This is a genomic window from Pseudomonas sp. HLMP, from assembly GCF_046365545.1.
In the GTDB taxonomy this organism is placed as follows: domain Bacteria; phylum Pseudomonadota; class Gammaproteobacteria; order Pseudomonadales; family Pseudomonadaceae; genus Aquipseudomonas; species Aquipseudomonas guariconensis_B.
Genome location: NZ_JBDLLR010000001.1, coordinates 2,886,462 through 2,907,191 on the forward strand (window position 1 = coordinate 2,886,462; position 20,730 = coordinate 2,907,191).

A 20,730-nucleotide genomic window follows, 5' to 3' on the forward strand; every position below is an offset into this window, starting at 1 on the left:
GAGGCGCCATGCCCGTAATTACTCTTCCCGATGGCAGTCAACGTACGTTCGACAAGGCCGTCACCGTTGCCGAAGTCGCCGCATCCATCGGCGCGGGCCTCGCCAAGGCCACCCTGGCCGGCAAGGTCAACGGCAAACTGGTCGACGCCTGCGACCTGATCGAGAATGACGCCACCCTGCAGATCATCACGCCCAAGGATGAAGAGGGACTGGAGATCATCCGCCACTCGTGCGCCCACCTGATCGGTCACGCGGTGAAGCAACTGTACCCGACCGCCAGGATGGTGATCGGCCCGGTGATCGACGAAGGCTTCTACTACGACATCGCCTACGAGCGTCCTTTCACCCCCGACGACCTGGCCGCCATCGAGCAGCGCATGCAGCAGCTGATCGACAAGGACTACGACGTCATCAAGAAGATGACCCCGCGCGCCGAAGTCATCGACGTGTTCAAGAGCCGTGGCGAGGACTACAAGCTGCGCCTGGTCGAGGACATGCCCGACGAGCAGGCCATGGGCCTGTACTACCACGAAGAATACGTCGACATGTGCCGTGGCCCGCATGTGCCGAATACCCGCTTCTTGAAGGCCTTCAAGCTGACCAAGCTGTCCGGCGCCTACTGGCGTGGCGACGCCAAGAACGAGCAGCTGCAGCGCGTGTACGGCACCGCCTGGGCCGACAAGAAGCAACTGGCGGCGTACATCCAGCGCATCGAAGAGGCCGAGAAGCGCGACCATCGCAAGATCGGCAAGCGCCTGGGCCTGTTCCACCTGCAGGAAGAAGCGCCGGGCATGGTGTTCTGGCACCCGGCCGGCTGGACGGTCTACCAGGTCCTCGAGCAGTACATGCGCAAGGTCCAGCGTGACAACGGCTACCTGGAGATCAAGACGCCGCAGGTGGTCGATCGCTCCCTGTGGGAAAAGTCCGGGCACTGGGCGAACTATGCCGAAAACATGTTCACCACCGAGTCGGAAAACCGCGACTACGCCATCAAGCCGATGAACTGCCCCTGCCACGTGCAGGTGTTCAACCAGGGCCTGAAGAGCTACCGCGAACTGCCGCTGCGCCTGGCCGAGTTCGGTGCCTGCCACCGCAACGAGCCGTCCGGCGCGCTGCACGGCATCATGCGTGTGCGCGGCTTCACCCAGGACGATGCGCACATCTTCTGCACCGAAGAGCAGATGCAGTCCGAGTCGGCCGCGTTCATCAAGCTGACCCTGGACGTCTACCGTGACTTCGGCTTCCAGGACATCCAGCTCAAGCTGTCCACCCGTCCGGAAAAGCGCGTCGGCTCCGACGAGCTGTGGGACCGTGCCGAAGGGGCGCTGGCCGCGGCCCTGGACGCCGCCGGCCTGCCGTACGACCTGCAGCCGGGCGAGGGCGCCTTCTATGGCCCGAAGATCGAGTTCTCGCTCAAGGACTGCCTGGGCCGCGTGTGGCAGTGCGGAACCCTGCAGCTGGACTTCAACCTGCCGATCCGCCTTGGCGCCGAGTACGTCTCCGAAGACAACGGCCGCAAGCACCCGGTGATGCTGCACCGTGCCATCCTTGGTTCGTTCGAGCGTTTCGTCGGGATCCTGATCGAGCACTACGAAGGGGCGTTCCCGGCCTGGCTGGCGCCGACCCAGGCGGTGATCATGAACATCACCGACAAGCAGGCCGATTTCGCCCTCGAGGTGGAAAAATCCCTGAACGGTAGCGGTTTCCGTGCCAAGTCCGACTTGAGAAATGAGAAGATCGGCTTTAAAATCCGCGAGCATACTTTGCTCAAGGTCCCGTACCTTTTGGTTATAGGGGATCGCGAAGTCGAAACGCAGACCGTCGCCGTACGCACCCGTGAAGGCCAGGACCTCGGCTCCATGCCGGTATCCCAATTCACCCAACTGCTCGCTGACGCAGTTGCCCAGCGCGGTCGCCTAGAATCGGAGTAATGACTATTAAGCGTGAAATGAGAAACGATAAACGAACTGCACCGAAGGCCCCGATCAACGAGAATATCTCGGCACGCGAGGTTCGGTTAATTGGAGCCAACGGCGATCAGGTTGGCATCGTCTCGATTGATGAAGCGCTGCGTATCGCTGAAGAAGCGAGACTGGATCTGGTGGAGATCTCTGCCGACGCGCAACCGCCTGTCTGCAAGGTCATGGACTACGGCAAGCACCTCTTCGAGAAGAAGAAGCAGGCCAACGAAGCCAAGAAGAACCAGAAGCAGATCCAGATCAAGGAAATCAAGTTTCGTCCAGGGACGGAAGAAGGGGATTACCAGGTAAAACTACGCAACCTGGTACGTTTCCTTAGCGATGGGGACAAGGCCAAGATCTCTCTGAGATTCCGCGGCCGTGAGATGGCCCACCAGGAGCTGGGGATGGAACTGCTGAAGCGGGTCGAAGCCGACCTCGCCGAATACGGTACCGTCGAACAGCATCCGAAGATGGAAGGACGCCAGCTTATGATGGTCATCGCCCCCAAAAAGAAGAAATAACCTCCTGGGCACGGCAGGCCTAATGGTTATGTGTAATTTATCGAATGCGGAGTTCCAAACATGCCAAAGATGAAAACCAAGAGCGGTGCTGCGAAGCGTTTCCTGAAAACCGCTTCCGGCTTCAAGCACAAGCACGCTTTCAAGAGCCACATCCTGACCAAAATGTCGACCAAGCGTAAGCGTCAACTGCGCGGTGCCAGCCTGCTGCACCCGTCCGACGTGGCAAAAGTCGAGCGCATGCTGCGCGTACGTTAATTCTGGTCAACGATAGAGGAAGTTACTCATGGCTCGTGTAAAGCGCGGCGTCATCGCTCGTAAGCGTCACAAGAAAATTCTGAAACTGGCTAAAGGCTACTACGGTGCGCGTTCGCGCGTATTCCGCGTCGCCAAGCAGGCGGTCATCAAGGCTGGTCAATATGCCTACCGTGACCGTCGCCAGAAGAAGCGTCAGTTCCGCGCCCTGTGGATCGCTCGTATCAACGCCGGTGCCCGCACCAACGGCCTGTCCTACAGCCGTCTGATCGCTGGCCTGAAAAAAGCGTCGATCGAAATCGACCGCAAGGTTCTGGCCGACCTGGCAGTGAACGAAAAAGCGGCGTTTGCTGCGATTGTCGAGAAAGCTAAAGCCGTCCTGGCTTAAGTACCCACGACAATCACCTGGCGGCGCTTGCGGCGCCAGGTGTTGAACGTCATCGATAGGGGAAGAGCCTGCAAGGTTCTTCCCCTATTTTCGTATCTGGAGTCTGTACATGGAAAACCTGGATGCGCTGGTCTCCCAAGCCCTGGAGGCCGTGGAGCGCGCTGAAGACATCAATGCCCTGGAACAGATCCGGGTTCAATTCCTCGGCAAGAAAGGCGAGCTGACCCAGGTGATGAAGACCCTGGGCAACCTGCCAGCCGAAGAGCGCCCCAAGGTCGGTGCGCTGATCAACGACGCCAAGGAGCGCGTCACCGAAGTGCTCAACGCACGCAAGGCCGCTTTCGAAGAGGCCGAGCTCAGCGCTCGCCTGGCGGCAGAATGCATTGATGTGACCCTGCCAGGCCGTGGCCAGACCTCCGGTGGCCTGCACCCGATCACCCGTACCCTCGAGCGCATCGAACAGTTCTTCACCCATATCGGCTACGGCATTGCCGAAGGCCCCGAGGTCGAAGACGACTACCACAACTTCGAAGCCCTCAACATCCCCGGCCACCACCCGGCCCGGGCGATGCACGACACCTTCTACTTCAATGCCAACATGCTGCTGCGTACCCACACCTCGCCGGTGCAGGTGCGGACCATGGAGTCGACCCAGCCGCCGATCCGCATTGTCTGCCCAGGCCGCGTGTATCGCTGCGACTCGGATATCACCCACTCGCCGATGTTCCACCAGGTCGAAGGCCTGCTGGTCGACCGTGGCATCAACTTCGCCGACCTCAAGGGCACCATCGAGGAGTTCCTCCGGGTGTTCTTCGAGAAGGAGCTGGCGGTGCGCTTCCGTCCGTCGTTCTTCCCCTTCACCGAGCCGTCCGCCGAGGTCGACATCCAGTGCGTGATGTGCTCTGGCAACGGCTGCCGGGTGTGCAAGCAGACCGGCTGGCTCGAGGTGATGGGCTGCGGCATGGTCCACCCGAACGTGCTGCGCATGTCTGGCATCGACCCGGAAGAGTACCAGGGCTTCGCCTTCGGCATGGGCGCCGAGCGCCTGGCCATGCTGCGCTATGGCGTCAACGATTTGCGTCTGTTCTTCGACAACGACCTGCGGTTCCTCGCGCAATTCCGCTAGGTCCGTACTTGACGCAACTTTCAGGAGAACAGCATGAAATTCAGTGAACAGTGGCTGCGCGGTTGGGTAAACCCGCAAGTCTCCCGTGACGAACTGGTCGCTCGCCTGTCCATGGCCGGCCTCGAAGTCGACAGCGTCACCCCCGCTGCCGGCCAGTTCAGCGGCATCGTGGTGGGCGAAGTACTCGCCACCGAACAGCACCCGGACGCCGACAAGCTGCGTGTGTGCCAGGTCAGCAACGGCCAGGAGACCTTCCAGGTCGTCTGCGGCGCCCCCAACGTGCGCCCGGGCCTGAAGATCCCCTTCGCCATGATCGGCGCCGAGCTGCCGGGCGACTTCAAGATCAAGAAGGCCAAGCTGCGTGGCGTCGAGTCCTTCGGCATGCTCTGCTCGGCTGCCGAGCTGCAGATCAGCGAAGAGAACGACGGCCTGCTGGAGCTGGCCGCCGACGCCCCGGTAGGTGAAGACATCCGTACCTACCTGAGCCTGGACGACGCCAGCATCGAGGTCGACCTGACCCCGAACCGCGGCGACTGCCTGTCGCTGGCGGGCCTGGCCCGTGAAGTCGGCGCCCTGTACGCCGCCCCGGTCACCCGCCCGCAGGTGCCGGCCGTTGCCCCGGCCCACGACGAAGTGCGCCCGGTCGACGTCCTGGCCCCGGCGGCCTGCCCACGCTACCTGGGCCGCGTGATCCGCAACGTCGATCTGTCCAGGCCGACCCCGCTGTGGATGGTCGAGCGCCTGCGCCGCGCCGATGTACGCAGCATCGACGCCGCCGTCGACATCACCAACTACGTGATGCTCGAACTCGGCCAGCCGATGCACGCCTTCGATCTCGCCGAAATCAACGGCGGCATCCGCGTGCGCATGGCCGAGGAGGGCGAGAAGCTCGTCCTGCTGGACGGCCAGGAAGTCGCCCTGCGTAGCGACACCCTGGTCATCGCCGACCACACCCGCGCCCTGGCCATCGCCGGCGTCATGGGCGGCGAGCACAGCGGTGTGTCCACCGAGAAGACCCGCGACCTGTTCCTCGAGAGCGCCTTCTTCGAGCCGATCTCCGTCGCCGGCAAGGCCCGCTCCTACGGCCTGCACACCGATGCCTCGCACCGCTACGAGCGTGGCGTCGATTCGCAACTGGCCCGCGAAGCCATGGAACGCGCTACTGCGCTGGTCCTGGAGATCGTCGGCGGCGAAGCCGGCCCGATCGTCGAGGCCGTCAGCGAGCAGCACCTGCCCAAGGTCGCGCCGATCACCCTGCGCGCCGAACGTATCACCCAGATGCTCGGCATGGAGATGGACGCCGCGCAAGTCGAGCAACTGCTCAACGCCCTGGGCCTGAAGACCAGCGCCAGCGGGGCAGGGCAGTGGACCGTCGAGGTTCCGAGCCATCGCTTCGATATCAGCCTGGAAGTCGACCTGATCGAGGAGCTGGCCCGCCTGTACGGCTACAACCACTTGCCAGTGCGCTACCCGCAGGCACGCCTCGCGCCCCAGTCCCGCCCGGAAGCCCGCGGCGAACTGCCGACCCTGCGCCGCCTGCTGGTCGCCCGTGGCTACCAGGAAGCCATCACCTACAGCTTCATCGACCCGAAGCTGTTCGAACTGTTCAGCCCCGGCATCGAGCCGCTGCTGCTGGCCAACCCCATTTCCAGCGACATGGCCGCCATGCGTGCGTCCCTGTGGCCGGGCCTGGTCAAGGCGCTGCAGCACAACCTCAACCGCCAGCAGGACCGTGTCCGCCTGTTCGAAAGCGGCCAGCGCTTCGTCGGCCAACTGGGCGACCTCAAGCAGCAGCCGATGATCGCCGGCGTCGCCACCGGCAGCCGCCTGCCCGAAGGCTGGGCCAACGGCCGTGACGGCATCGACTTCTTCGACGTCAAGGCCGATGTGGAAGCCCTGCTGGGCTATTCCGGCGCCCTGGACGCGTTCACCTTCGTCGCCGGCAAGCACCCGGCCCTGCATCCAGGCCAGACCGCCCGCATCGAGCGCGACGGCAAGGAAGTCGGTTACCTCGGCGCGATCCATCCGGAACTGGCCAAGACCCTCGGCCTGGACCGCCCGGTGTTCGTCTTCGAGCTGGTGCTGGGCGATGTGGTCGAAGGCCGCCTGCCGACGTTCAGCGAACTGTCCAAGTTCCCGGAAGTGAGGCGTGACCTGGCGTTGATCGCAGGTCGTGATGTAGCTTCTAGCTCGGTGCTTGACGTAATTCGTGACAATGCAGGCGAATGGCTGACAGACCTCAGGCTGTTTGATGTCTACCAGGGTAAAGGTATTGATCCTGATAGAAAAAGCCTCGCCGTTGGCTTGACCTGGCAGCATCCATCGCGCACTCTTAACGACGATGAGGTGAACGCGACCCTGCAAGATATCCTCACCTCGCTCGAACAAAGGTTGAACACCACGTTAAGGAAATAGCGTATGGGTGCTCTGACGAAAGCTGAGATGGCCGAAAGGCTGTACGAGGAGCTGGGGCTCAACAAGCGAGAGGCCAAGGAGCTGGTCGAGCTGTTTTTCGAAGAAATTCGGCACGCACTTGAAGAGAACGAGCAGGTCAAGTTGTCCGGTTTCGGCAACTTCGACCTTCGCGACAAACGCCAGCGGCCGGGCCGCAACCCCAAGACAGGGGAAGAGATCCCGATCACCGCACGCCGCGTCGTCACCTTTCGTCCAGGGCAGAAACTGAAAGCCCGGGTTGAGGCCTATGCTGGAACCAAGCCATAACGACGAGCTGCCCCCCATTCCGGGCAAGCGCTACTTCACCATCGGTGAGGTCAGTGAGCTCTGTGCGGTAAAACCGCACGTACTGCGTTATTGGGAGCAGGAGTTCCCGCAGCTCAACCCGGTCAAGCGCCGCGGCAACCGGCGGTATTACCAGCGCCAGGATGTGTTGATGATCCGCCAGATCCGCGCGTTGCTGTATGACCAGGGCTTCACCATCGGCGGGGCGCGCTTGCGGCTCTCCAGTGATGAGGCCAAGGATGACACTACCCAGTACAAACAGCTGATTCGGCAGATGATTGCCGAGTTGGAGGATGTACTGGTGGTGCTCAAGAAGTGACCTGACGCTGGCGAGTGGAAAGTTTTTTTGAAAAAAAGCTTCCATTTATCAGAAGGTTAGGGTACATTTCTCAACGTTCTCAGCGGTATCGAGAACAGTTCGGGGCGTAGCGCAGCCCGGTAGCGCACTTGCATGGGGTGCAAGGGGTCGAGTGTTCGAATCACTCCGTCCCGACCAATAATCCCAAGGACTTAGGCCATTTCCGAAAGGGGTGGCCTTTTTCCTTTGCGTGACTTTTGCGTGACTTCTCAGGTTTTTACGCCTGCCTCCTCTTCAGAATTGTCAGCACCGGCCCACGCGAGTCCGTCGCTGAAACTTTGTTTGCCGCCTCTATCAACTGTCCCAGCTCAGCGCCAGAATAGTGACTGGTCACGCTGCCGTTCTTGTGGCCAAGTAGCGACTTCCGATCTTCCTCTGTTACGCCAGCTGCTTTCAGGCGCCTGCCGAAAGTGTGCTTCAAGTCATGAACCCTGATCGAAGCGAACCCAGGGTGTGCCGGCCGCAAGTGTTGCTCCTGCCAGAGCTTTGCCGCGCGCACCCTAGCTTTCTTCCAGGCCGAGTCGTTCATCCTATGCATCGCGGTGCCGTTGTAGGGGAACACCCACTCACGACTGATTCCGCGCTGCCCGTCGATGATCGACTTGGCCACACTGTTCAGAACCACCAGGCGCTCGTCCCGGTTCTTCACGCCTGAGTTCTCGTGCCGGCCGCCGAAGTCGGCAGGTATCAAGAATACGCTGGTGTCCAGCTCGGGCACCGAGATCTCCCAGTCCCACCTCAGTTTGCAGACCTCCTGCTCGCGGCAGCCTGTGTTCACCTTGAACAGGGCCATACGGTGCAGGTGGTCCGGCAACTCCCCGAAGAGAATCGACTGCTCATCCCACGACAGCGGGTATGGCTTTCGACTGGATCTCTTCTCCTCCAGCTTGGCCAACAGCGGGATGCTGTCGAGCCAGGGCCTGCGCTCTTCATCCCGCCATTTCCGGCAAGCCAGCGACAGAACGCGAATCACCCGCTCGATTGCGATGTTCACTGTCCGGTTGCTGACCGCCTTCCTCACTTTCCCATTCGGCAAATCTTCGTCCGTCTGCCGGTCCCGAATGAACGGGGCCAGCGCCTGGTCGTCGATGTGCGTCAGCGGCAGATCGCCCAGGTATGGATCAAGTTGCTGGAGGCACAGGGCAGTCAGCTTGATTGACGGCTGATCCCTGTGCTCGAGCAGGTACCTGGTAGCCGCTTCGCGAAAGGTTCGCACTTGCCGGACGCCGTACACCTTGCGCTGGCGGATCTGCTCCAGCCGGTGGATCAGGTACTTTTCTGCTTCCGCCCGGTCACAAGTTCCAGTGCTTTCGTAAAGTCTCTCGCCGTTGATCCTCTTGTCGATGTGCCAGATGCCGTTCCTTTGGGAAAGGCCTGTGATTGTCTTTCGCGCCATCCCTTATCTCCTGATGGGCGCTCGCTGCCGGGTGATTGTCGTCCCTGAGCGCCTTCTTTCGCAATTGCCATGGCCTGGATGTAGTCGTTCACCCAGGCGTCCAGTTCTTCCCGGTCAAAGCCGATGCCGCGCTCGCCGATGGGGAACTCGCTCACGTGCGGCCTGACGGTCTTGTTGAATTCCGATCGGCACATGCCGAGGTAGTGGGGTGCATCGCCAGCGCGGATGATGCGCGGCTGAGGGCCTCGGCGAGGGCCTCAGTAGCGCCTCGATGGGTGTAAAATTAGCAATCGCTAAATTGTGCGTCAATAGCAAATGCTAAATTTCTTTCGCAGCAGTCATCGCTCGCGGCTGGCAGCGTTCAAATGAGGGGTTACATTTTTGTAATCGCTTGGCTATGCTTCGCTTGAAACTGTACGGATATACAGTAATGGGGGTAGGAAATGGCAGCAGTACTCGAAGAGCGGAATAGCTCATCTCGCGAAGAACTCACCAGCTTGGAGCGCCTGGGCCTGCGCGTATCAGCAATGATCAATTCGCCACTGGCCCAGCTAGGGAGGAGGGTGCTGATCCACCGTCTGGACACGGACTGTGATCAGGATTGGGATGCGATCATGGAGATACTGTCTGAGACCGACGGCCTAGACATGACCTTCTGTGATGACGGATCGGTGATCCTGCAATGGGAGAAGCCGGACGAAAGCGACCATGTGATCGAGCGGGGGGAGGGCAATGATGATGAGCAGTCTGTCGAGGAAGAGGCGCCGTTCTGATGGCCACAAGAATCTCGCTTGGTATAACCAGCCACGTTTATTTCGGTGATGGCACTTTGGTATAGTCCTTAAGTCACACAAGGAGCTGGGGCAATGAGGAAGGCGGTTTGTACTTTGGTTGTCGGGTTGGCGTTGTCCGGCTGTGGCAATGCTGATAGAGAGAAGGCCGCAGAGCTTCAAGGCGAGGTGAGCAAGCTGCGTTCCGAAGTGAGTGCACTCAAGGCGGAACTTGATGCCGAAAAGAACGGGGCAAAAAGACTATTGGCTCGAGCAAAGGATGCCAAAGCTGCTGGTGACAATTCCTCCGCCAAATCGGACTTGAGCGAACTGGTCGCGCGCTATCCGGAAAAACCTGAAGCAGCCACGGCAAAAACCTTGCTGGATGCTATCGCCCGTGAGGAAAGGGCCGCCGAAGAAGAGCGATTGGCAGCTGAAGCCAAGAAGGCTGAAGAGAGAAGGGTGGCAGCAGAAAAGCTGGACAAGAACCTCAAGAAAAAAACTGATGAGATACGAGGAATCACCTGGGTATCTCATAAGTCCGTTCCGTCTCTTGACACGTTCATGTCGCTATACTTCGGGCTCGAAGGCGAGAACTCTAGGGTGATGCCGCTAAGGCTGAAACTTCAGTATCACGCTGATAGCTGGCTGTTCGTTCAAAGCGTGACAATCAAAGCCGATGATCAGAAATTTGAGCTTGGAAGTCTTGATTTCGAGCGTGACAACTCCTATGGCGGTATCTGGGAGTGGTCGGATACAGTGGCCAGCGATCGGGCCATGCTTAGAAAAATTGCCGACGCTAAAAAGGTAACCATCAGATTTGACGGTCGCCAGTACTACAGCGACTTTATTCTGCCGGACTCTCAAAAGCGCGCCATCAAAGAAATGATTTTGGCATGGGAGCGCTACGGCGGTAAGGCTTGATGTCCACAAAAGAAGCCCGCGCTAGGCGGGCTCGTCGGGCGTCGTGGTGACTACATAGAATCGATCTGCGCTTTCAGCTGACTTGCTGAGCGCTCGTATAGGCGTCGGTAGGCATCGCGGTCGTCGTCAATAAGGTGGTCCAGATATTCGAGCCACGAGACGTACATGTCGGCCAGTTCTGATTTCAGCGATGGCAGGCGATCAACCTCGGCCTTGTACAAAGCCTTTCCTTTGCCCTTGGCATCATTTACGCAGGTCCTGACCACATCCAGGCGGTGATGGAAGGCCTCCGACCAACGCTTGCTGCCCTCGCCATATTTTCTTTCTACATCCCAAACCTTGGTCTGCTGCTCAATCGCGTCGATGCTGCAGATGGCCGGAAGGCCAGTCATCTTTTCGATATAGGTCGGCTCAGCGGTAGCCAGGGTTGAGCAGAGGAGGGATGTGAACAGAGTAGCTAGCAGGGGCTTGCTCATTTTGCTCTTCCTGAAAAATCGCCATCCTACCACTCTGGCCCTGAGCCATCACGCCCCAAAAAAAGCCCGCACAAAGCGGGCAAAGGAGGGAGCTTGAAATCAGTCTTCGGCTGGCACAGTCCAGGACAGCCGCACTGATCCATCGTCGCGCGGAGCAACCGTGACGTTATCGTTCTCGGCCACTTCGTCCAGGAAGCGCTCCCAGTCTTCCTGGGCTTCGCTGTATGCCTTCTCGATCACCACGGACTTGGATTTCTGCGCTGCCGGCGAATTGATGATCTTCTGGATGCGAGCGCCCATCATCTCGTAGGGCGTAGGCGGGGTAGGGGCTTTCGATTTTGACTGCTGCTTGGCCATGGTGGAATGCTCCGCTTGCTGTATGGATAAACAGTATTTTATCCAGTTGTAAATGGCAAGGCCTCAGGAGCACAAATGTGCTCCACCCAGCGCGCAGACAACAAAAAGCCTGCTCAGTGGCGGGCTCTCTGTGAAGGGTGCTGATCCTTCGGCTCGGCAGGATTGTAGGGCGAGAGGTGGCAGATTGCCATGCTCTGAGGCGCCATAAACCAATCGGCAGACAACGGAGCGACTTCCCTGTGTCGTAATTCTGACGAATGGCTCGTGAGCGAGTGACGATGCGCGCAACCTGCTTCTATAGTTGGAAAATCGCCCAGTGCACTTGGGCGGTTACGACCTTCCATCTCTAACTCAGGAGAATTGCAGCCATGTCAAATGTCAGCGTTCAGCCCATGCAGTGGAAGCCGGTGGAGGACATCTCGTCGGTTAGCCCATTCTCGCCAGAGGATGCGGAATGCTTTCGCGAGTTACGTGATGTGCTTCAGAAGTACGACGCGCTTGATCGGTTTGGTATTTCACTAATTCATCGCCATTTCGATATTTCGGAGGATGAAGAAATGATGGAGTATACGGACCATGAGAATCGTATTCTTGTGGTCAAGCCAGTAAAAAAATCGGAGATCGACTGGAATTTTACAACCATCACGAACTGGCGCCTGACGGAAGGTGCTGAGGTTGCAGTGGTAGGATGCACTTGTGCCAGAAACTCAAATGGACACCTAGGCTATCACCGCGGCACATAACAGCGTACAGAGGGCTGGCGAGCGCTATGATAGTATGGTCGGCCCTCAGTGTTTAGTTGGGATGTGATGTTTGTTTTTATAGTAGATAAGAAACCGCAGATGGTAGCTATTATGATAATGGCAAAGATCTATGCCTTGTTTGCGGGTGTTATGCTCATTGCTGACATCGCCTGCGCAGGTGAATTCGTTTCAGTTAGAGAGAATATAGCCTGTTCCAAAGACCGCGCCTACGAAAAGAGAGGCTGGTTTGTCCGGAATGAATGCGAGCAAACAATGCTACAGGTGCTGGGTGACTCTGCTGGGATGTTCTATTTCAGCCTGGTGAAGCCGTATGAGCGCCCCCTGGTTCCAAATTTTGCATTCGGTTTCACGTGGTTTTCCACGGCAGAGATAGAGCGGAGCTGCGGGAAAGGTTCGGTTGACCTTTTGCTTAATCGGCCTCAGGTCCATGGCATCAGGATCTTGGGGGAGGGGCGGTTTGAGTTAAAGGTAAAGGAGCAGGGCAGCTTGCCCAGGGCAATAAGCTTCCAGTGCGACCCTAAAGCAATAGCGTTCACGCTACGTTCTCAGTGATCTGGGTATAAGTGAAAAATCCGCCAGGACGGCATGCTGCGGTGCCCCCTCAGTCTTCCGGGATAGCATCTCCAAGTGCTCATTGATTCGATGGTACGTCTCCGGAGAGCCCCGCTGATCGATCCATATACCTACTTCCTCGATGGCGGCGCCAAGAGCGTTGATATTTTAGTTCAGTCGGTAGAGCAGCGCTGGTGTCGGATCGTCGTGAAGATCTGTCATGGGGTATCCTCTGGCTGTAGAGGAAAGCGTAGCAGGCAGCAAAAAGCCCGCTCGATGGCGGGCTCTCTGCGATGGGGGCTGATCCTTCAGCTTAGTTGGATTGTAGGACAGATAGTGGCGTATTGCCAGGAATGAAAAGCCCGCCGAGGCGGGCTGTATAAAATGTGCCAGATGTCATCCGGCGGTATCGGATATGTACATCTTGGAGATGAGGCCATTTCGGAGAAGCGCCTTAGCCTTCACGCTCAGCTTGGTAGATTTGAACCAGGCCTCCATGTAGACATTAGGCTCGATCAACGCCGCAGGATCGGTAATGTCAGCGTTAATCCTGCGAGGGGAGCCATCTTCATCGGTAGATTCCTCGGTATCGTGTCCGACCAGGTGGACTTTGCAAGTTCGCTTGATTCGGTCCATCTCGCTGATTACAACAACGTAGACTTTCTCCGGGAGGACTTGACTCTCCCCATCACACTCAAGGGAGTCTTTCAAGCTTTGATCCATGGTTTGGTGCTTCTCGCCGCCCATGTAGAGGTCAATCCGGGAGCAGGTATCACCCACTGGTGATACAGCCTTTTTGACGGACGGCCTGAGTCCGTCAGCCAGGCGATCGATGGTATCCATCATGCGCTCTGTGACTTGCTTGCTGAAACCTAGCTGCTGCTCAAGCAGGTCTTTGAGGTGCTTCATTTCTTCCTTGTTTCCGCTGCTCCGGTGGATCACGTAAGCCACTATAGCTGTAAGCGCGGCGCCCATCACTCCTTGAAAAAGGCCTGCCGATGAAGCGAAATCAAGTATCGCACTGACATTGAAGCATTTTGCTTCCGACTCTTGAGCATAGGCCTTGACATTCAGAGCCTGCATCTGTTTAGCGTACTGTCCAGTGGAAACAAAGTGGCCAACGACGGCGTAGATTCTACTGAAGCCGTCTAGGGATTCAGCGAGAGCCGCCATGTCGATCAGATGATGCTCGGCATCACGCCCCTCGTACCGAATCTCAAACGGCAGCGTGAAGTCCTGCTCAATGAATGCGTCAACCTGCATTTGAAGTCCTTGTCTTTGTATTCTTGGCTTCTACATGATGCGCGGCCTAATGCCGCCTTACCTAGACTCGCTCAATCCTTCCCGCCTTCATCTCATCCCCATACCCCGCCAGCCGATCTTCCCCGGCCTGCATTACCTGGCAGATCCTCAGCACTGCCTGGGCGTCATGCTCATTCCCGGCCTGGCTCAGCCGCTCGGCTATCCGCATCAGCTCGACCGCTGACCATTTGAGGTCGGAGGCAAGGCCCTGAAGGTCGCGGCGGAGTTCTTGGTTGGGCTTGGTTAGGGGCATGGCTACACCAGATGCGCATTCCAGACCAGCAGCACTCGGGCCTGGATGTAGGTTTCTTCCCGACGAATCATTCGATCCTTGTGCTTCGGGTTGTCGGAGATCATCTCGAAGTGATCCTCGTCTGCGATCTGCAGCCGCTTGATGTACTCGTGCCCGCCCCAGGAGAAGTAGTAGATCCCGTCGCCGACAAACTCGCGGATGCTCACGTCGACTATCAGCGGATCACGGTTCTTGATCGTGGGCGCCATCGACTGACCCCAGCCTGTCACCAGCTTCAGGTGGAAGTGCTCCTTGAACTCGACGCCCAATTCACGAAGGTGTTTGGGGCTTACTCGCACATCCTGGAGCATCTCTGGGTGGTCATGTGTGACCTGTCCGCCACCCATCGAACCGCGGACATCGTAGTGCGCGATCCACACCTCATCCCCGACCAAGCCTGGCCGGGAGAAGTCGACGCTGATCACGTTTGAACTAGCCGGCTCTTCGGCTGCGGCTAGTAGCCGCTGGCGCGTCTCCTCAGGAATCCCTTTGCCACTCTTGGCCAGCATCTGCTTTACCAGGTCGGCCGCAGATGCTGAAGCAGCAGGTTGCTCTTGCGGAACGACGGTATCTGGGTCGGTTGCTGCGGCGGGTGATACAAGTGTCCCGGAATCCAGGCCAATCTTTTCCTCAAGCCTAAGCGCAGCCTTCTCGCCCAAGTTCCTATGCCCATTGAGAATCTGGGAAAGGTATGAGGCATCGAGGCCGTACTGATCAGCGAATTCTTTCTGGCTGGCCCCAGCCATTACGGCCTTCAGAGCTGCAACCCTGAGCTTATTGATATCCATCCCGCAATCATCGCCTTCTGTTAGCAATCAGTAAATTACGGTTTGCTATTGATCGTCTCATTAGCAGTTGCTAATCTGACGGCAATAGGAGGTGCACCATGAATCTGCACGACTACATCAAGCCTCTCGAAAAGCGCGATCTGGAGAGCTTTGCAGCTCGCTGCGGAACCACCGTGGGGCAGCTCAAGCAGGTTGCTTACGGATACCGCCGCCCAGGCGCAGCCCTTGCCATCAGCATTGAGCGTGAAACCGCTGGACAGGTGATCTGCGAAGACATGCGCCCAGACATCGACTGGGCATATCTCCGTAACTCCAAAACAACCAAATCCGCCGCCTAACCAATCTCAACCGCAAGGAGCAGTACCCGTATGGCCTACGACAACCCGGCCCACAAACGCAGCGAAGTAGTGAAGTCCCGCTACAAGCCAGAGGACGTTCGCATGCTTCGAATGGAAGCCCGTGCAGCCGGCATGCAGTTGGCCACCTACGTACACGAGCTTTCGATGATCGCGCGCCGCCTGGGTGCTGCCCAGATGATCCGCGAAATGCACGGTATCGGTGAGCAGGATAAGACGGCTTAAAGGCCTTATGGAGGGCCTATGCCTGAAAGCACCTTCAACTTGCTGGAGAAGGGGGCTCAGCCCCCCGGTCCTCGACGGTGAAGTACATCGGCGCATCCACCTGCACCACCGTGCCGCCGGCAGGCGATCCGCCAACCACTTGCACACCCAGGGAGCCGTCGGAGCCTCGCGCCAGCGGCATGATCGCCTCCGGCCCGGCCTCGCCGGCGATGCCCAGCCTCCCGCCAGCCATGCCGAATGGCGTTGGCTGGTTCAGGATGCTGTTCGACGCAAAGGCGCCACCCTTGGCGAACATCTGCACCCCGCCGCTCCAGGCGCCGCCAAGCGCCTGCGGGAAGTAGGTGTTGGAATAGCCCGCCTGGGATGCGCCAAGGTTTGACGACACCGCTCCCGCCGACCCAGCCTCCAGGCCATTCCCACCGCCGCCGAAGTAACTGCCCACCGCGGATACCCCAAGCCCTACCAGGCCGCTGAGCAAGGAGCTCGCAGCCTGTTGGCTGGCGATCCTGGCCATGTCCGCGATAACGCTGGTGGCGAAGTCCTTAAAACTCGCCTTGCCAGTCATGGCGAAATTGGCGATGGCGTTGCTGGCCGTGTTGAAGCCGGCGGTCAACATGTCATCCGTCGCGCCCGCTACATCGGCAGCATCGGCACGGATGTTGTCCCAGGCGCGGCGTGCGCCGTTGCGATAGTCCGCCTGCGCTTGCAGCCGGGCTTCGAAGCCATCGAGCTCCATCTGGATCTCGCGTGCCTGGTAATCGGTCAGGTCGGCAAGACGTTGCTCGTAGGCCGACTGGGTGAGCTTCCGGGAGGCATCCTCCTGCTGCTGCTCCAGCTGGCGGCGCGCCTGGGCGTACTTCTCGCGAACAGCGTTGAGGCGGTCGGCCTGCTCCCGTTCGTTGTCGCCCATACCGACACCGGCGACATCTGCGTTGATTGCGTCCTGCCGCGCCTGCAGCACCACCTCCATGGCCTTGCGGTAAGCCTCGGCGCTATTGCGCCTGATTTCCGCCAGCTTCCGCTCCTCCTCGGTGCGCTTCTGGATGGTGCCGTCGGCATAGGCCGCATTCAGGTTCTTGATGCCGAGCTCCATCTCGGCGGCGGTGATCTTGCCGGCGGCCTGGGCCTTGCGCAGCCCCTTCACACCCTCGGCCAGGTCCTCCAGGCGCTTCTTCTCGGGCAGCGCGCGATCGATGATCGCATCGAGTGCCTTGATCTCATCCTTGAGCGCCTTGGTGCGGTCCTTGCTGCTGTCAGTGGCCGCCTTGTTGGCCTTCTTCTGCGCCTCGATCGCATTCGCCGCCGACAGGATCGCCTGGCGGTCGGTCTCAGTGAGGTCAGCGTTTTCAGCAATGTAGCGATTGGCGATCTTGATCGCGTCGCCGTTGTCCTGCAGGCCGGCCAACTGCTTCTGCAACGTGTCCAGGTACGTCTGCCCGGCCGTGCTCATTCCGGCCTTGGCGGCATTATTCGCGTCGGTGGCGACCGTGTTCTCCTGCGTGACACTGGTCAGAACGCGCAGGGTCTCGGCGATCAGGTTCGAACGCTGGTCGGCATCGCTGACAGCGCCGGCCTGGGTGAGCCACTGCTGCACGGTACCGGCCGGCAGTTGCAGGCGCTCGCCGACCTCTCGCAGGATCGGCGCCAAGTCGGCACCGGACGCGCGGGCCTCGTTCAACCGGTCGATCACCGATTGGTATTCGCGAAGCTGCTTCCCATACTGCCCCCCCGAATCCCGGGCGGGCGCCGTGACGGTTGCGGAACGGATGGACTGAGCCAGATCGCCATAGGCGTCCTTGACCTTGTCCGTCGCGTTGATCTGCTCCTGCTGCCACTTCACCAGCGATGCTTCCCCTGCTCTACTTAGGCCCTTTCGAGGCCCTTTCTGTGATCCACCAGCGACAGCAGTGGGGCTTTATGCCGCATCTGCCTTAGCTGGGCCTGCACCGCCAGTGATCGACCTGCTTCCAGGTACTGGCTGGCGGCGTACTCGAGGCTCCATCCAAGCTCGGCACTTAGCTGCCGAACCTCTTCCTGAAGGGATGCAGCTGGACAGCGCCGCGTTGCAGCAGAACCTGCAGCAACAGATGCAGCTGACGGCCGAGCGGGCTATTGCCGCTTCCTGGCGGCCTGGCGGGACGAGCTATCGCAACAGCAACGGGAGGGGCTGATGGCCATCGAGACCTTTATCTGGGTGCCGGACGACGAAGTCAGCACGGACAGCACGCTTCGGGTTCGCCGGTCCCAGTTCGGGGACGGCTATGCCCAGGTGAGCGGCGATGGTCTGAACGCTGAGGACGAGACCCATTCGCTGACCTTCGGTGGCCTCAAGGAGGAGCTACAGCCGATCTTGAGCTTCATCCGCGCCCATGGTGGCTATCGGTCGTTCCTGTGGACCACACCCGCTGGCGTCCTCGGTCTGTACCGCTGCTCGACATTCCGTGAGCAGTGGAGGCCCGGGGGCATCGGCGTTCTTTCAATGACCTTCGAGCGGGCGTATCACCCATGAGCCTTATCACACAGCTCCAGAAGCTGGAGCCTGGCGCTGAGATCATGCTGTTCGAGCTGGACGGCAGCGACTTCGGCGCCGATGTTCTCCGATTCCATGGGCACGCCATACCGCATACGCCGGAGGAACTGGCTGCCGCTGGCGCTGATGCCGATCAGCTGCCGGCCAAGTCCATCTGGTGGCAGGGCCACGAATACGGCGCCTGGCCCATGCAGATCGAGGGCATCGAGGCCAACTCGGACGGCACGGCGGTTCGGCCCACCATCTCGGTCGGTAACGTCAACGGGCGGATCACGGCGCTGTGCCTGGCCTTCGATGACCTGCTCGAGTTCAAGCTGACGATCCGGCACACGCTGGGCCAGTACCTCGATGCGGCGAACTTTCCAGGGGGCAACCCCGAGGCCGACCCGACCGAGGAGAGCATTGAGGTCTGGTACATCGACCAGAAGGTCTCTGAAAACGGCACCACCGTGGCCTGGGAGCTTGCCAGCCCTGGCGATGTGGGGGGCGAGTCGATTGGTCGGCAGATGACCCAGTTGTGCCACTGGGCCATGACTGGAGGCTACCGGGGGCCGAACTGTGGCTACACCGGGCCATACCGGGACAAGGATGGCAACCTGACCGACAACCCCGAGCTGGACGAGTGCGATGGGTGCCTGGGCACCGGCTGCATCCCACGCTTCGGCGAAGGCAACCCGTTGCCCTTCGGTGGGTTCCCCGCCGTCTCTCTCATCGCACGGAGCTGACCATGCGTAAACACATCCTGGCCGCCGTGCAGAAGCACGCTGCGGCCGAATACCCACGCGAGTGCTGCGGGTTGATTGTCGCCGCCGGCCGGAGCCAGCGGTACATCCCGTGTGACAACACGGCCAGCGACCTAGCGGAAGAGTTCCGGATCTCACCCGAGCAGTACGCCGCGGCCGAGGATCAGGGCGAAGTGATCGGCATCGTGCACTCGCACCCGGACGCCACCAGCCGGCCTTCGTCGCGCGACCTGGCCATGTGCGAAGCCACGGGCTTGCCCTGGCACATCCTGTCCTGGCCAGAGGGTGACCTGCGCACCATCACTCCCGCTGGTGAGACACCGCTGCTGGCGCGGCCATTCGTGCACGGCGCCTGGGACTGCTGGCAGGTCTGTGCGGACTGGTACCAGCGAGAGTGGGGCCTGGAGTTCCCAGCCTATGCCCGGGAAGATGGCTGGTGGGAACAGGCCGCAGGCCCAAGCCTGTACGAGCAGGCCTATGAGGCAGCCGGGTTCTACCAGGTCAGCCAGCCACAGCGCGGCGACATGATCGTCATGGCAGTGGGGCGCACTGCGCACCCGAACCACGCGGGCACACGACCCAGATGGTTATCACGTTACAGGGCACTGACGCCAGTCTGTACAATCGCGTGTTCACGCGAACAAGAAACTCTAGTACCTGGGGGCCGTGGAAAGAGTCGACGACTGAAGACCTGTTCGGTGCTACCGGGCTTGCACTCCGGGCGGCCGCTTCACCTCAAGTCGCCCGTGCTGCTCTGGGCCTTAAGTCTGCCGCCTTGGCCGACATCGTTGGCACGGTATCGCAATCTGGCGGCGTACCGACTGGTGCGATCATTGAGCGTGGTAGCAATACCAACGGGGAATATGTCCGTTATGCGGACGGGACACAGATTTGCGTTACCTATGGGCGAGCAGTGGGCTTCGCCAACTCCTCCAATCTCAACTACAACTGGACGTACCCCGTCGGATTCGCCGTTATCCCTGTGGTTTCGGTGAACTTGGTTTCCTCTACGTTACCAACGCAAAAAGCCGTCACCGCAGTTGCAGCCTATAGCCGCAACCTAACCAGCGCTTCCTGCTCTGCGCTCTCGCTGGCTCAGTTTGTGGCGGCCGACGCGAGCGGTGTGCTTTTGGATATTGTTGCAATCGGGAGGTGGTTCTAATGCGCATCAATCTTTCCCCTGTTCGTCTGGACGAAGAGCTCGTCGTCGACCGCGAGGGCGACGTGCTTTTCCTGAACGGTCAGGAGTTCGACTTCAGCCCGCTGCCAGACGGGGCAACACTGCCACGCGAGGCAATCGAATCCAACTGGTTCGCGGGCCCGGTGGAACGCATCGATGGTGAACTGCACCTGACCCTGGTCCTCCCGCATGGGGCCAACGCGCCGCAGGAGACCAGGTTCCCGGAACCGATCATTCTGCAGGACGACGGCCCCGTGGGGTTGCCGGTTCATGATGCTGCTCCCATTCCAGCCCCTGAGATTCCGGTGCCCGTGATCCCCGAGCAGGAGCAGGAGGCTCCCGTCGACGATGGTTCGATGGAAGACCCGATGGACGACGATCCACAGCAAGACGGCGAGGCGAACGCAGATGAGCAATATTGATTGGTCGAAGATGGTCACGGCAGAAATGAAGGCCGAGCAGGCGGCAGCCAGTCTGCTGGCGGATGTGCAGGCGGAGATCGCCAGGCTGCGCAAGGCCGCTGACGAAGCCATCGCCCCGCTCCAGGATGCCGTCGACCTTGATGAGGCCACTGAGGTCGAGGCCGACTCGCTGAAAGCCTGGAAGCGTTACCGAGTCGCCCTGAACCGCCTGCCTGACCAGCCAGGCTACCCCGCAGAGATCGACTGGCCTGCGCTGCCGGCCTGATCTGCACCGAACCCACACGACCGCCGCCTGGCGGTATTTTTTC

25 protein-coding genes, 1 tRNA gene and 2 pseudogenes are annotated in these 20,730 nt (G+C 59.8%); 21 read left to right on the forward strand and 7 right to left on the reverse strand.

Translation table 11 applies throughout. The features are described from left to right. Positions 1–8 precede the first annotated feature (8 nt). From thrS to ABFA30_RS13515, 9 genes are all read left to right on the forward strand, one after another. A complete protein-coding gene (gene thrS, locus ABFA30_RS13475) occupies positions 9–1,931 on the forward strand; it encodes a threonine--tRNA ligase (protein WP_225788369.1) in 1,923 nt (640 codons plus the stop codon). Continuing rightward, entirely contained in the window at positions 1,931–2,482 is a 552-nt protein-coding gene (gene infC, locus ABFA30_RS13480; protein WP_225788368.1) for a translation initiation factor IF-3, read from the forward strand. The genes thrS and infC overlap by 1 nt, the downstream gene beginning before the upstream one ends. A gap of 60 nt (positions 2,483–2,542) precedes the next feature. Next, the gene (rpmI, locus tag ABFA30_RS13485) at positions 2,543–2,737 is read left to right on the forward strand and encodes a 50S ribosomal protein L35 (RefSeq protein WP_003250667.1); all 195 of its coding nucleotides are present in this window, start codon (positions 2,543–2,545) and stop codon (positions 2,735–2,737) included. Between the two features lie 28 nt (positions 2,738–2,765). Then, positions 2,766–3,122 (forward strand): 50S ribosomal protein L20, encoded by a 357-nt coding sequence (gene rplT, locus ABFA30_RS13490; protein ID WP_003250671.1) that lies wholly within the window; start codon positions 2,766–2,768, stop codon positions 3,120–3,122. Between the two features lie 109 nt (positions 3,123–3,231). Continuing rightward, a complete protein-coding gene (gene pheS / locus ABFA30_RS13495; RefSeq protein ID WP_225788367.1) occupies positions 3,232–4,248 on the forward strand; it encodes a phenylalanine--tRNA ligase subunit alpha in 1,017 nt (338 codons plus the stop codon). 33 nt (positions 4,249–4,281) lie between these two features. Beyond that, positions 4,282–6,663 (forward strand): phenylalanine--tRNA ligase subunit beta, encoded by a 2,382-nt coding sequence (pheT, locus tag ABFA30_RS13500; protein WP_225788366.1) that lies wholly within the window; start codon positions 4,282–4,284, stop codon positions 6,661–6,663. 3 nt (positions 6,664–6,666) lie between these two features. Then, a complete protein-coding gene (gene ihfA / locus ABFA30_RS13505; RefSeq protein ID WP_003250679.1) occupies positions 6,667–6,969 on the forward strand; it encodes an integration host factor subunit alpha in 303 nt (100 codons plus the stop codon). Beyond that, complete coding sequence (locus tag ABFA30_RS13510; RefSeq protein ID WP_043213594.1) at positions 6,950–7,306, forward strand: MerR family transcriptional regulator; 357 nt, start codon at positions 6,950–6,952, stop codon at positions 7,304–7,306. The genes ihfA and ABFA30_RS13510 overlap by 20 nt, the downstream gene beginning before the upstream one ends. Before the next feature lie 100 nt (positions 7,307–7,406). Then, a tRNA-Pro gene (locus ABFA30_RS13515) sits at positions 7,407–7,483 on the forward strand. 79 nt (positions 7,484–7,562) lie between these two features. Here ABFA30_RS13515 and ABFA30_RS13520 read toward each other — a convergent pair. After that, positions 7,563–8,741, reverse strand: a complete 1,179-nt coding sequence (locus tag ABFA30_RS13520; RefSeq protein WP_410045550.1) for a tyrosine-type recombinase/integrase — start codon at positions 8,739–8,741, stop codon at positions 7,563–7,565. Positions 8,742–9,184: 443 nt separating this feature from the next. Between ABFA30_RS13520 and ABFA30_RS13525 the strand changes: the two genes are divergently transcribed. Together ABFA30_RS13525 and ABFA30_RS13530 are read left to right on the forward strand one after the other, a co-directional pair. Continuing rightward, positions 9,185–9,514 (forward strand): DUF1654 domain-containing protein, encoded by a 330-nt coding sequence (locus tag ABFA30_RS13525; RefSeq protein ID WP_410045551.1) that lies wholly within the window; start codon positions 9,185–9,187, stop codon positions 9,512–9,514. Positions 9,515–9,607: 93 nt separating this feature from the next. Continuing rightward, positions 9,608–10,435, forward strand: coding sequence for a hypothetical protein (locus ABFA30_RS13530; RefSeq protein WP_410045552.1), 828 nt, complete (start codon positions 9,608–9,610; stop codon positions 10,433–10,435). A gap of 50 nt (positions 10,436–10,485) precedes the next feature. On the opposite strand, the gene ABFA30_RS13535 is transcribed toward ABFA30_RS13530, so the two are convergent. Together ABFA30_RS13535 and ABFA30_RS13540 are read right to left on the reverse strand one after the other, a co-directional pair. Beyond that, the gene (locus ABFA30_RS13535; RefSeq protein ID WP_410045553.1) at positions 10,486–10,911 is read right to left on the reverse strand and encodes a hypothetical protein; all 426 of its coding nucleotides are present in this window, start codon (positions 10,909–10,911) and stop codon (positions 10,486–10,488) included. A gap of 99 nt (positions 10,912–11,010) precedes the next feature. Then, the gene (locus tag ABFA30_RS13540; RefSeq protein WP_410045554.1) at positions 11,011–11,268 is read right to left on the reverse strand and encodes a DUF1654 domain-containing protein; all 258 of its coding nucleotides are present in this window, start codon (positions 11,266–11,268) and stop codon (positions 11,011–11,013) included. A 368-nt stretch (positions 11,269–11,636) separates the two neighbouring features. Between ABFA30_RS13540 and ABFA30_RS13545 the strand changes: the two genes are divergently transcribed. Further along, positions 11,637–12,011, forward strand: coding sequence for a hypothetical protein (locus tag ABFA30_RS13545; protein ID WP_410045555.1), 375 nt, complete (start codon positions 11,637–11,639; stop codon positions 12,009–12,011). A gap of 99 nt (positions 12,012–12,110) precedes the next feature. Continuing rightward, on the forward strand, positions 12,111–12,584 hold the full coding sequence (locus tag ABFA30_RS13550) for a hypothetical protein (RefSeq protein WP_410045556.1): 474 nt from the start codon (positions 12,111–12,113) through the stop codon (positions 12,582–12,584). Positions 12,585–12,980: 396 nt separating this feature from the next. On the opposite strand, the gene ABFA30_RS13555 is transcribed toward ABFA30_RS13550, so the two are convergent. The 3 genes from ABFA30_RS13555 to ABFA30_RS13565 all read right to left on the reverse strand — a co-directional run bounded on the left by ABFA30_RS13555 (position 12,981) and on the right by ABFA30_RS13565 (position 14,966). Beyond that, on the reverse strand, positions 12,981–13,847 hold the full coding sequence (locus tag ABFA30_RS13555) for a hypothetical protein (protein ID WP_410045557.1): 867 nt from the start codon (positions 13,845–13,847) through the stop codon (positions 12,981–12,983). A gap of 61 nt (positions 13,848–13,908) precedes the next feature. Further along, positions 13,909–14,139: a hypothetical protein gene (locus tag ABFA30_RS13560; protein ID WP_410045558.1), complete on the reverse strand. Its 231-nt coding sequence runs from the start codon at positions 14,137–14,139 to the stop codon at positions 13,909–13,911. A 2-nt stretch (positions 14,140–14,141) separates the two neighbouring features. Continuing rightward, entirely contained in the window at positions 14,142–14,966 is an 825-nt protein-coding gene (locus tag ABFA30_RS13565) for an XRE family transcriptional regulator (RefSeq protein ID WP_253168245.1), read from the reverse strand. Between the two features lie 98 nt (positions 14,967–15,064). On the opposite strand from ABFA30_RS13565, the gene ABFA30_RS13570 reads away from it, so the two are divergent. Beyond that, positions 15,065–15,304 carry a transcriptional regulator gene (locus tag ABFA30_RS13570; RefSeq protein WP_253168246.1) on the forward strand — a complete coding sequence of 80 codons (240 nt, stop codon included), beginning with the start codon at positions 15,065–15,067 and terminating at the stop codon, positions 15,302–15,304. A 30-nt stretch (positions 15,305–15,334) separates the two neighbouring features. Continuing rightward, entirely contained in the window at positions 15,335–15,547 is a 213-nt protein-coding gene (locus ABFA30_RS13575; RefSeq protein WP_253168248.1) for a hypothetical protein, read from the forward strand. 55 nt (positions 15,548–15,602) lie between these two features. Here ABFA30_RS13575 and ABFA30_RS13580 read toward each other — a convergent pair. Next, a pseudogene (locus tag ABFA30_RS13580) lies at positions 15,603–17,399 on the reverse strand (phage tail tape measure protein); the annotation flags it as partial. Positions 17,400–17,717: 318 nt separating this feature from the next. Here ABFA30_RS13580 and ABFA30_RS13585 point away from each other — a divergent pair. From ABFA30_RS13585 to ABFA30_RS13610, 6 genes and pseudogenes are all read left to right on the forward strand, one after another. Next, on the forward strand, positions 17,718–18,056 hold the full coding sequence (locus tag ABFA30_RS13585) for a phage tail protein (protein WP_253168281.1): 339 nt from the start codon (positions 17,718–17,720) through the stop codon (positions 18,054–18,056). Further along, complete coding sequence (locus tag ABFA30_RS13590) at positions 18,053–18,802, forward strand: phage minor tail protein L (RefSeq protein WP_253168282.1); 750 nt, start codon at positions 18,053–18,055, stop codon at positions 18,800–18,802. Before ABFA30_RS13585 ends, ABFA30_RS13590 begins: the two co-directional genes overlap by 4 nt. 2 nt (positions 18,803–18,804) lie before the next feature. Then, positions 18,805–19,392, forward strand: a pseudogene (locus ABFA30_RS13595) (C40 family peptidase); the annotation flags it as partial. 203 nt (positions 19,393–19,595) lie between these two features. After that, positions 19,596–19,982: a hypothetical protein gene (locus ABFA30_RS13600; protein WP_410046073.1), complete on the forward strand. Its 387-nt coding sequence runs from the start codon at positions 19,596–19,598 to the stop codon at positions 19,980–19,982. Continuing rightward, positions 19,982–20,422: a hypothetical protein gene (locus ABFA30_RS13605; RefSeq protein WP_410045559.1), complete on the forward strand. Its 441-nt coding sequence runs from the start codon at positions 19,982–19,984 to the stop codon at positions 20,420–20,422. Before ABFA30_RS13600 ends, ABFA30_RS13605 begins: the two co-directional genes overlap by 1 nt. Then, the gene (locus ABFA30_RS13610; RefSeq protein ID WP_253168296.1) at positions 20,409–20,687 is read left to right on the forward strand and encodes a tail fiber assembly protein; all 279 of its coding nucleotides are present in this window, start codon (positions 20,409–20,411) and stop codon (positions 20,685–20,687) included. The genes ABFA30_RS13605 and ABFA30_RS13610 overlap by 14 nt, the downstream gene beginning before the upstream one ends. Positions 20,688–20,730: the final 43 nt, after the last annotated feature.

Bases quoted from the DNA above. Each gene is read 5' to 3' on its own strand.
- thrS (WP_225788369.1), top strand. From the start codon at position 9: ATGCCCGTAATTACTCTTCCCGATGGCAGTCAACGTACGTTCGACAAG.
- infC (WP_225788368.1), top strand. From the start codon at position 1,931: ATGACTATTAAGCGTGAAATGAGAAACGATAAACGAACTGCACCGAAG.
- rpmI (WP_003250667.1), top strand. From the start codon at position 2,543: ATGCCAAAGATGAAAACCAAGAGCGGTGCTGCGAAGCGTTTCCTGAAA.
- rplT (WP_003250671.1), top strand. From the start codon at position 2,766: ATGGCTCGTGTAAAGCGCGGCGTCATCGCTCGTAAGCGTCACAAGAAA.
- pheS (WP_225788367.1), top strand. From the start codon at position 3,232: ATGGAAAACCTGGATGCGCTGGTCTCCCAAGCCCTGGAGGCCGTGGAG.
- pheT (WP_225788366.1), top strand. From the start codon at position 4,282: ATGAAATTCAGTGAACAGTGGCTGCGCGGTTGGGTAAACCCGCAAGTC.
- ihfA (WP_003250679.1), top strand. From the start codon at position 6,667: ATGGGTGCTCTGACGAAAGCTGAGATGGCCGAAAGGCTGTACGAGGAG.
- ABFA30_RS13510 (WP_043213594.1), top strand. From the start codon at position 6,950: ATGCTGGAACCAAGCCATAACGACGAGCTGCCCCCCATTCCGGGCAAG.
- ABFA30_RS13520 (WP_410045550.1), bottom strand. From the start codon at position 8,741: ATGGCGCGAAAGACAATCACAGGCCTTTCCCAAAGGAACGGCATCTGG.
- ABFA30_RS13525 (WP_410045551.1), top strand. From the start codon at position 9,185: ATGGCAGCAGTACTCGAAGAGCGGAATAGCTCATCTCGCGAAGAACTC.
- ABFA30_RS13530 (WP_410045552.1), top strand. From the start codon at position 9,608: ATGAGGAAGGCGGTTTGTACTTTGGTTGTCGGGTTGGCGTTGTCCGGC.
- ABFA30_RS13535 (WP_410045553.1), bottom strand. From the start codon at position 10,911: ATGAGCAAGCCCCTGCTAGCTACTCTGTTCACATCCCTCCTCTGCTCA.
- ABFA30_RS13540 (WP_410045554.1), bottom strand. From the start codon at position 11,268: ATGGCCAAGCAGCAGTCAAAATCGAAAGCCCCTACCCCGCCTACGCCC.
- ABFA30_RS13545 (WP_410045555.1), top strand. From the start codon at position 11,637: ATGTCAAATGTCAGCGTTCAGCCCATGCAGTGGAAGCCGGTGGAGGAC.
- ABFA30_RS13550 (WP_410045556.1), top strand. From the start codon at position 12,111: ATGGTAGCTATTATGATAATGGCAAAGATCTATGCCTTGTTTGCGGGT.
- ABFA30_RS13555 (WP_410045557.1), bottom strand. From the start codon at position 13,847: ATGCAGGTTGACGCATTCATTGAGCAGGACTTCACGCTGCCGTTTGAG.
- ABFA30_RS13560 (WP_410045558.1), bottom strand. From the start codon at position 14,139: ATGCCCCTAACCAAGCCCAACCAAGAACTCCGCCGCGACCTTCAGGGC.
- ABFA30_RS13565 (WP_253168245.1), bottom strand. From the start codon at position 14,966: ATGGATATCAATAAGCTCAGGGTTGCAGCTCTGAAGGCCGTAATGGCT.
- ABFA30_RS13570 (WP_253168246.1), top strand. From the start codon at position 15,065: ATGAATCTGCACGACTACATCAAGCCTCTCGAAAAGCGCGATCTGGAG.
- ABFA30_RS13575 (WP_253168248.1), top strand. From the start codon at position 15,335: ATGGCCTACGACAACCCGGCCCACAAACGCAGCGAAGTAGTGAAGTCC.
- ABFA30_RS13585 (WP_253168281.1), top strand. From the start codon at position 17,718: ATGGCCATCGAGACCTTTATCTGGGTGCCGGACGACGAAGTCAGCACG.
- ABFA30_RS13590 (WP_253168282.1), top strand. From the start codon at position 18,053: ATGAGCCTTATCACACAGCTCCAGAAGCTGGAGCCTGGCGCTGAGATC.
- ABFA30_RS13605 (WP_410045559.1), top strand. From the start codon at position 19,982: ATGCGCATCAATCTTTCCCCTGTTCGTCTGGACGAAGAGCTCGTCGTC.
- ABFA30_RS13610 (WP_253168296.1), top strand. From the start codon at position 20,409: ATGAGCAATATTGATTGGTCGAAGATGGTCACGGCAGAAATGAAGGCC.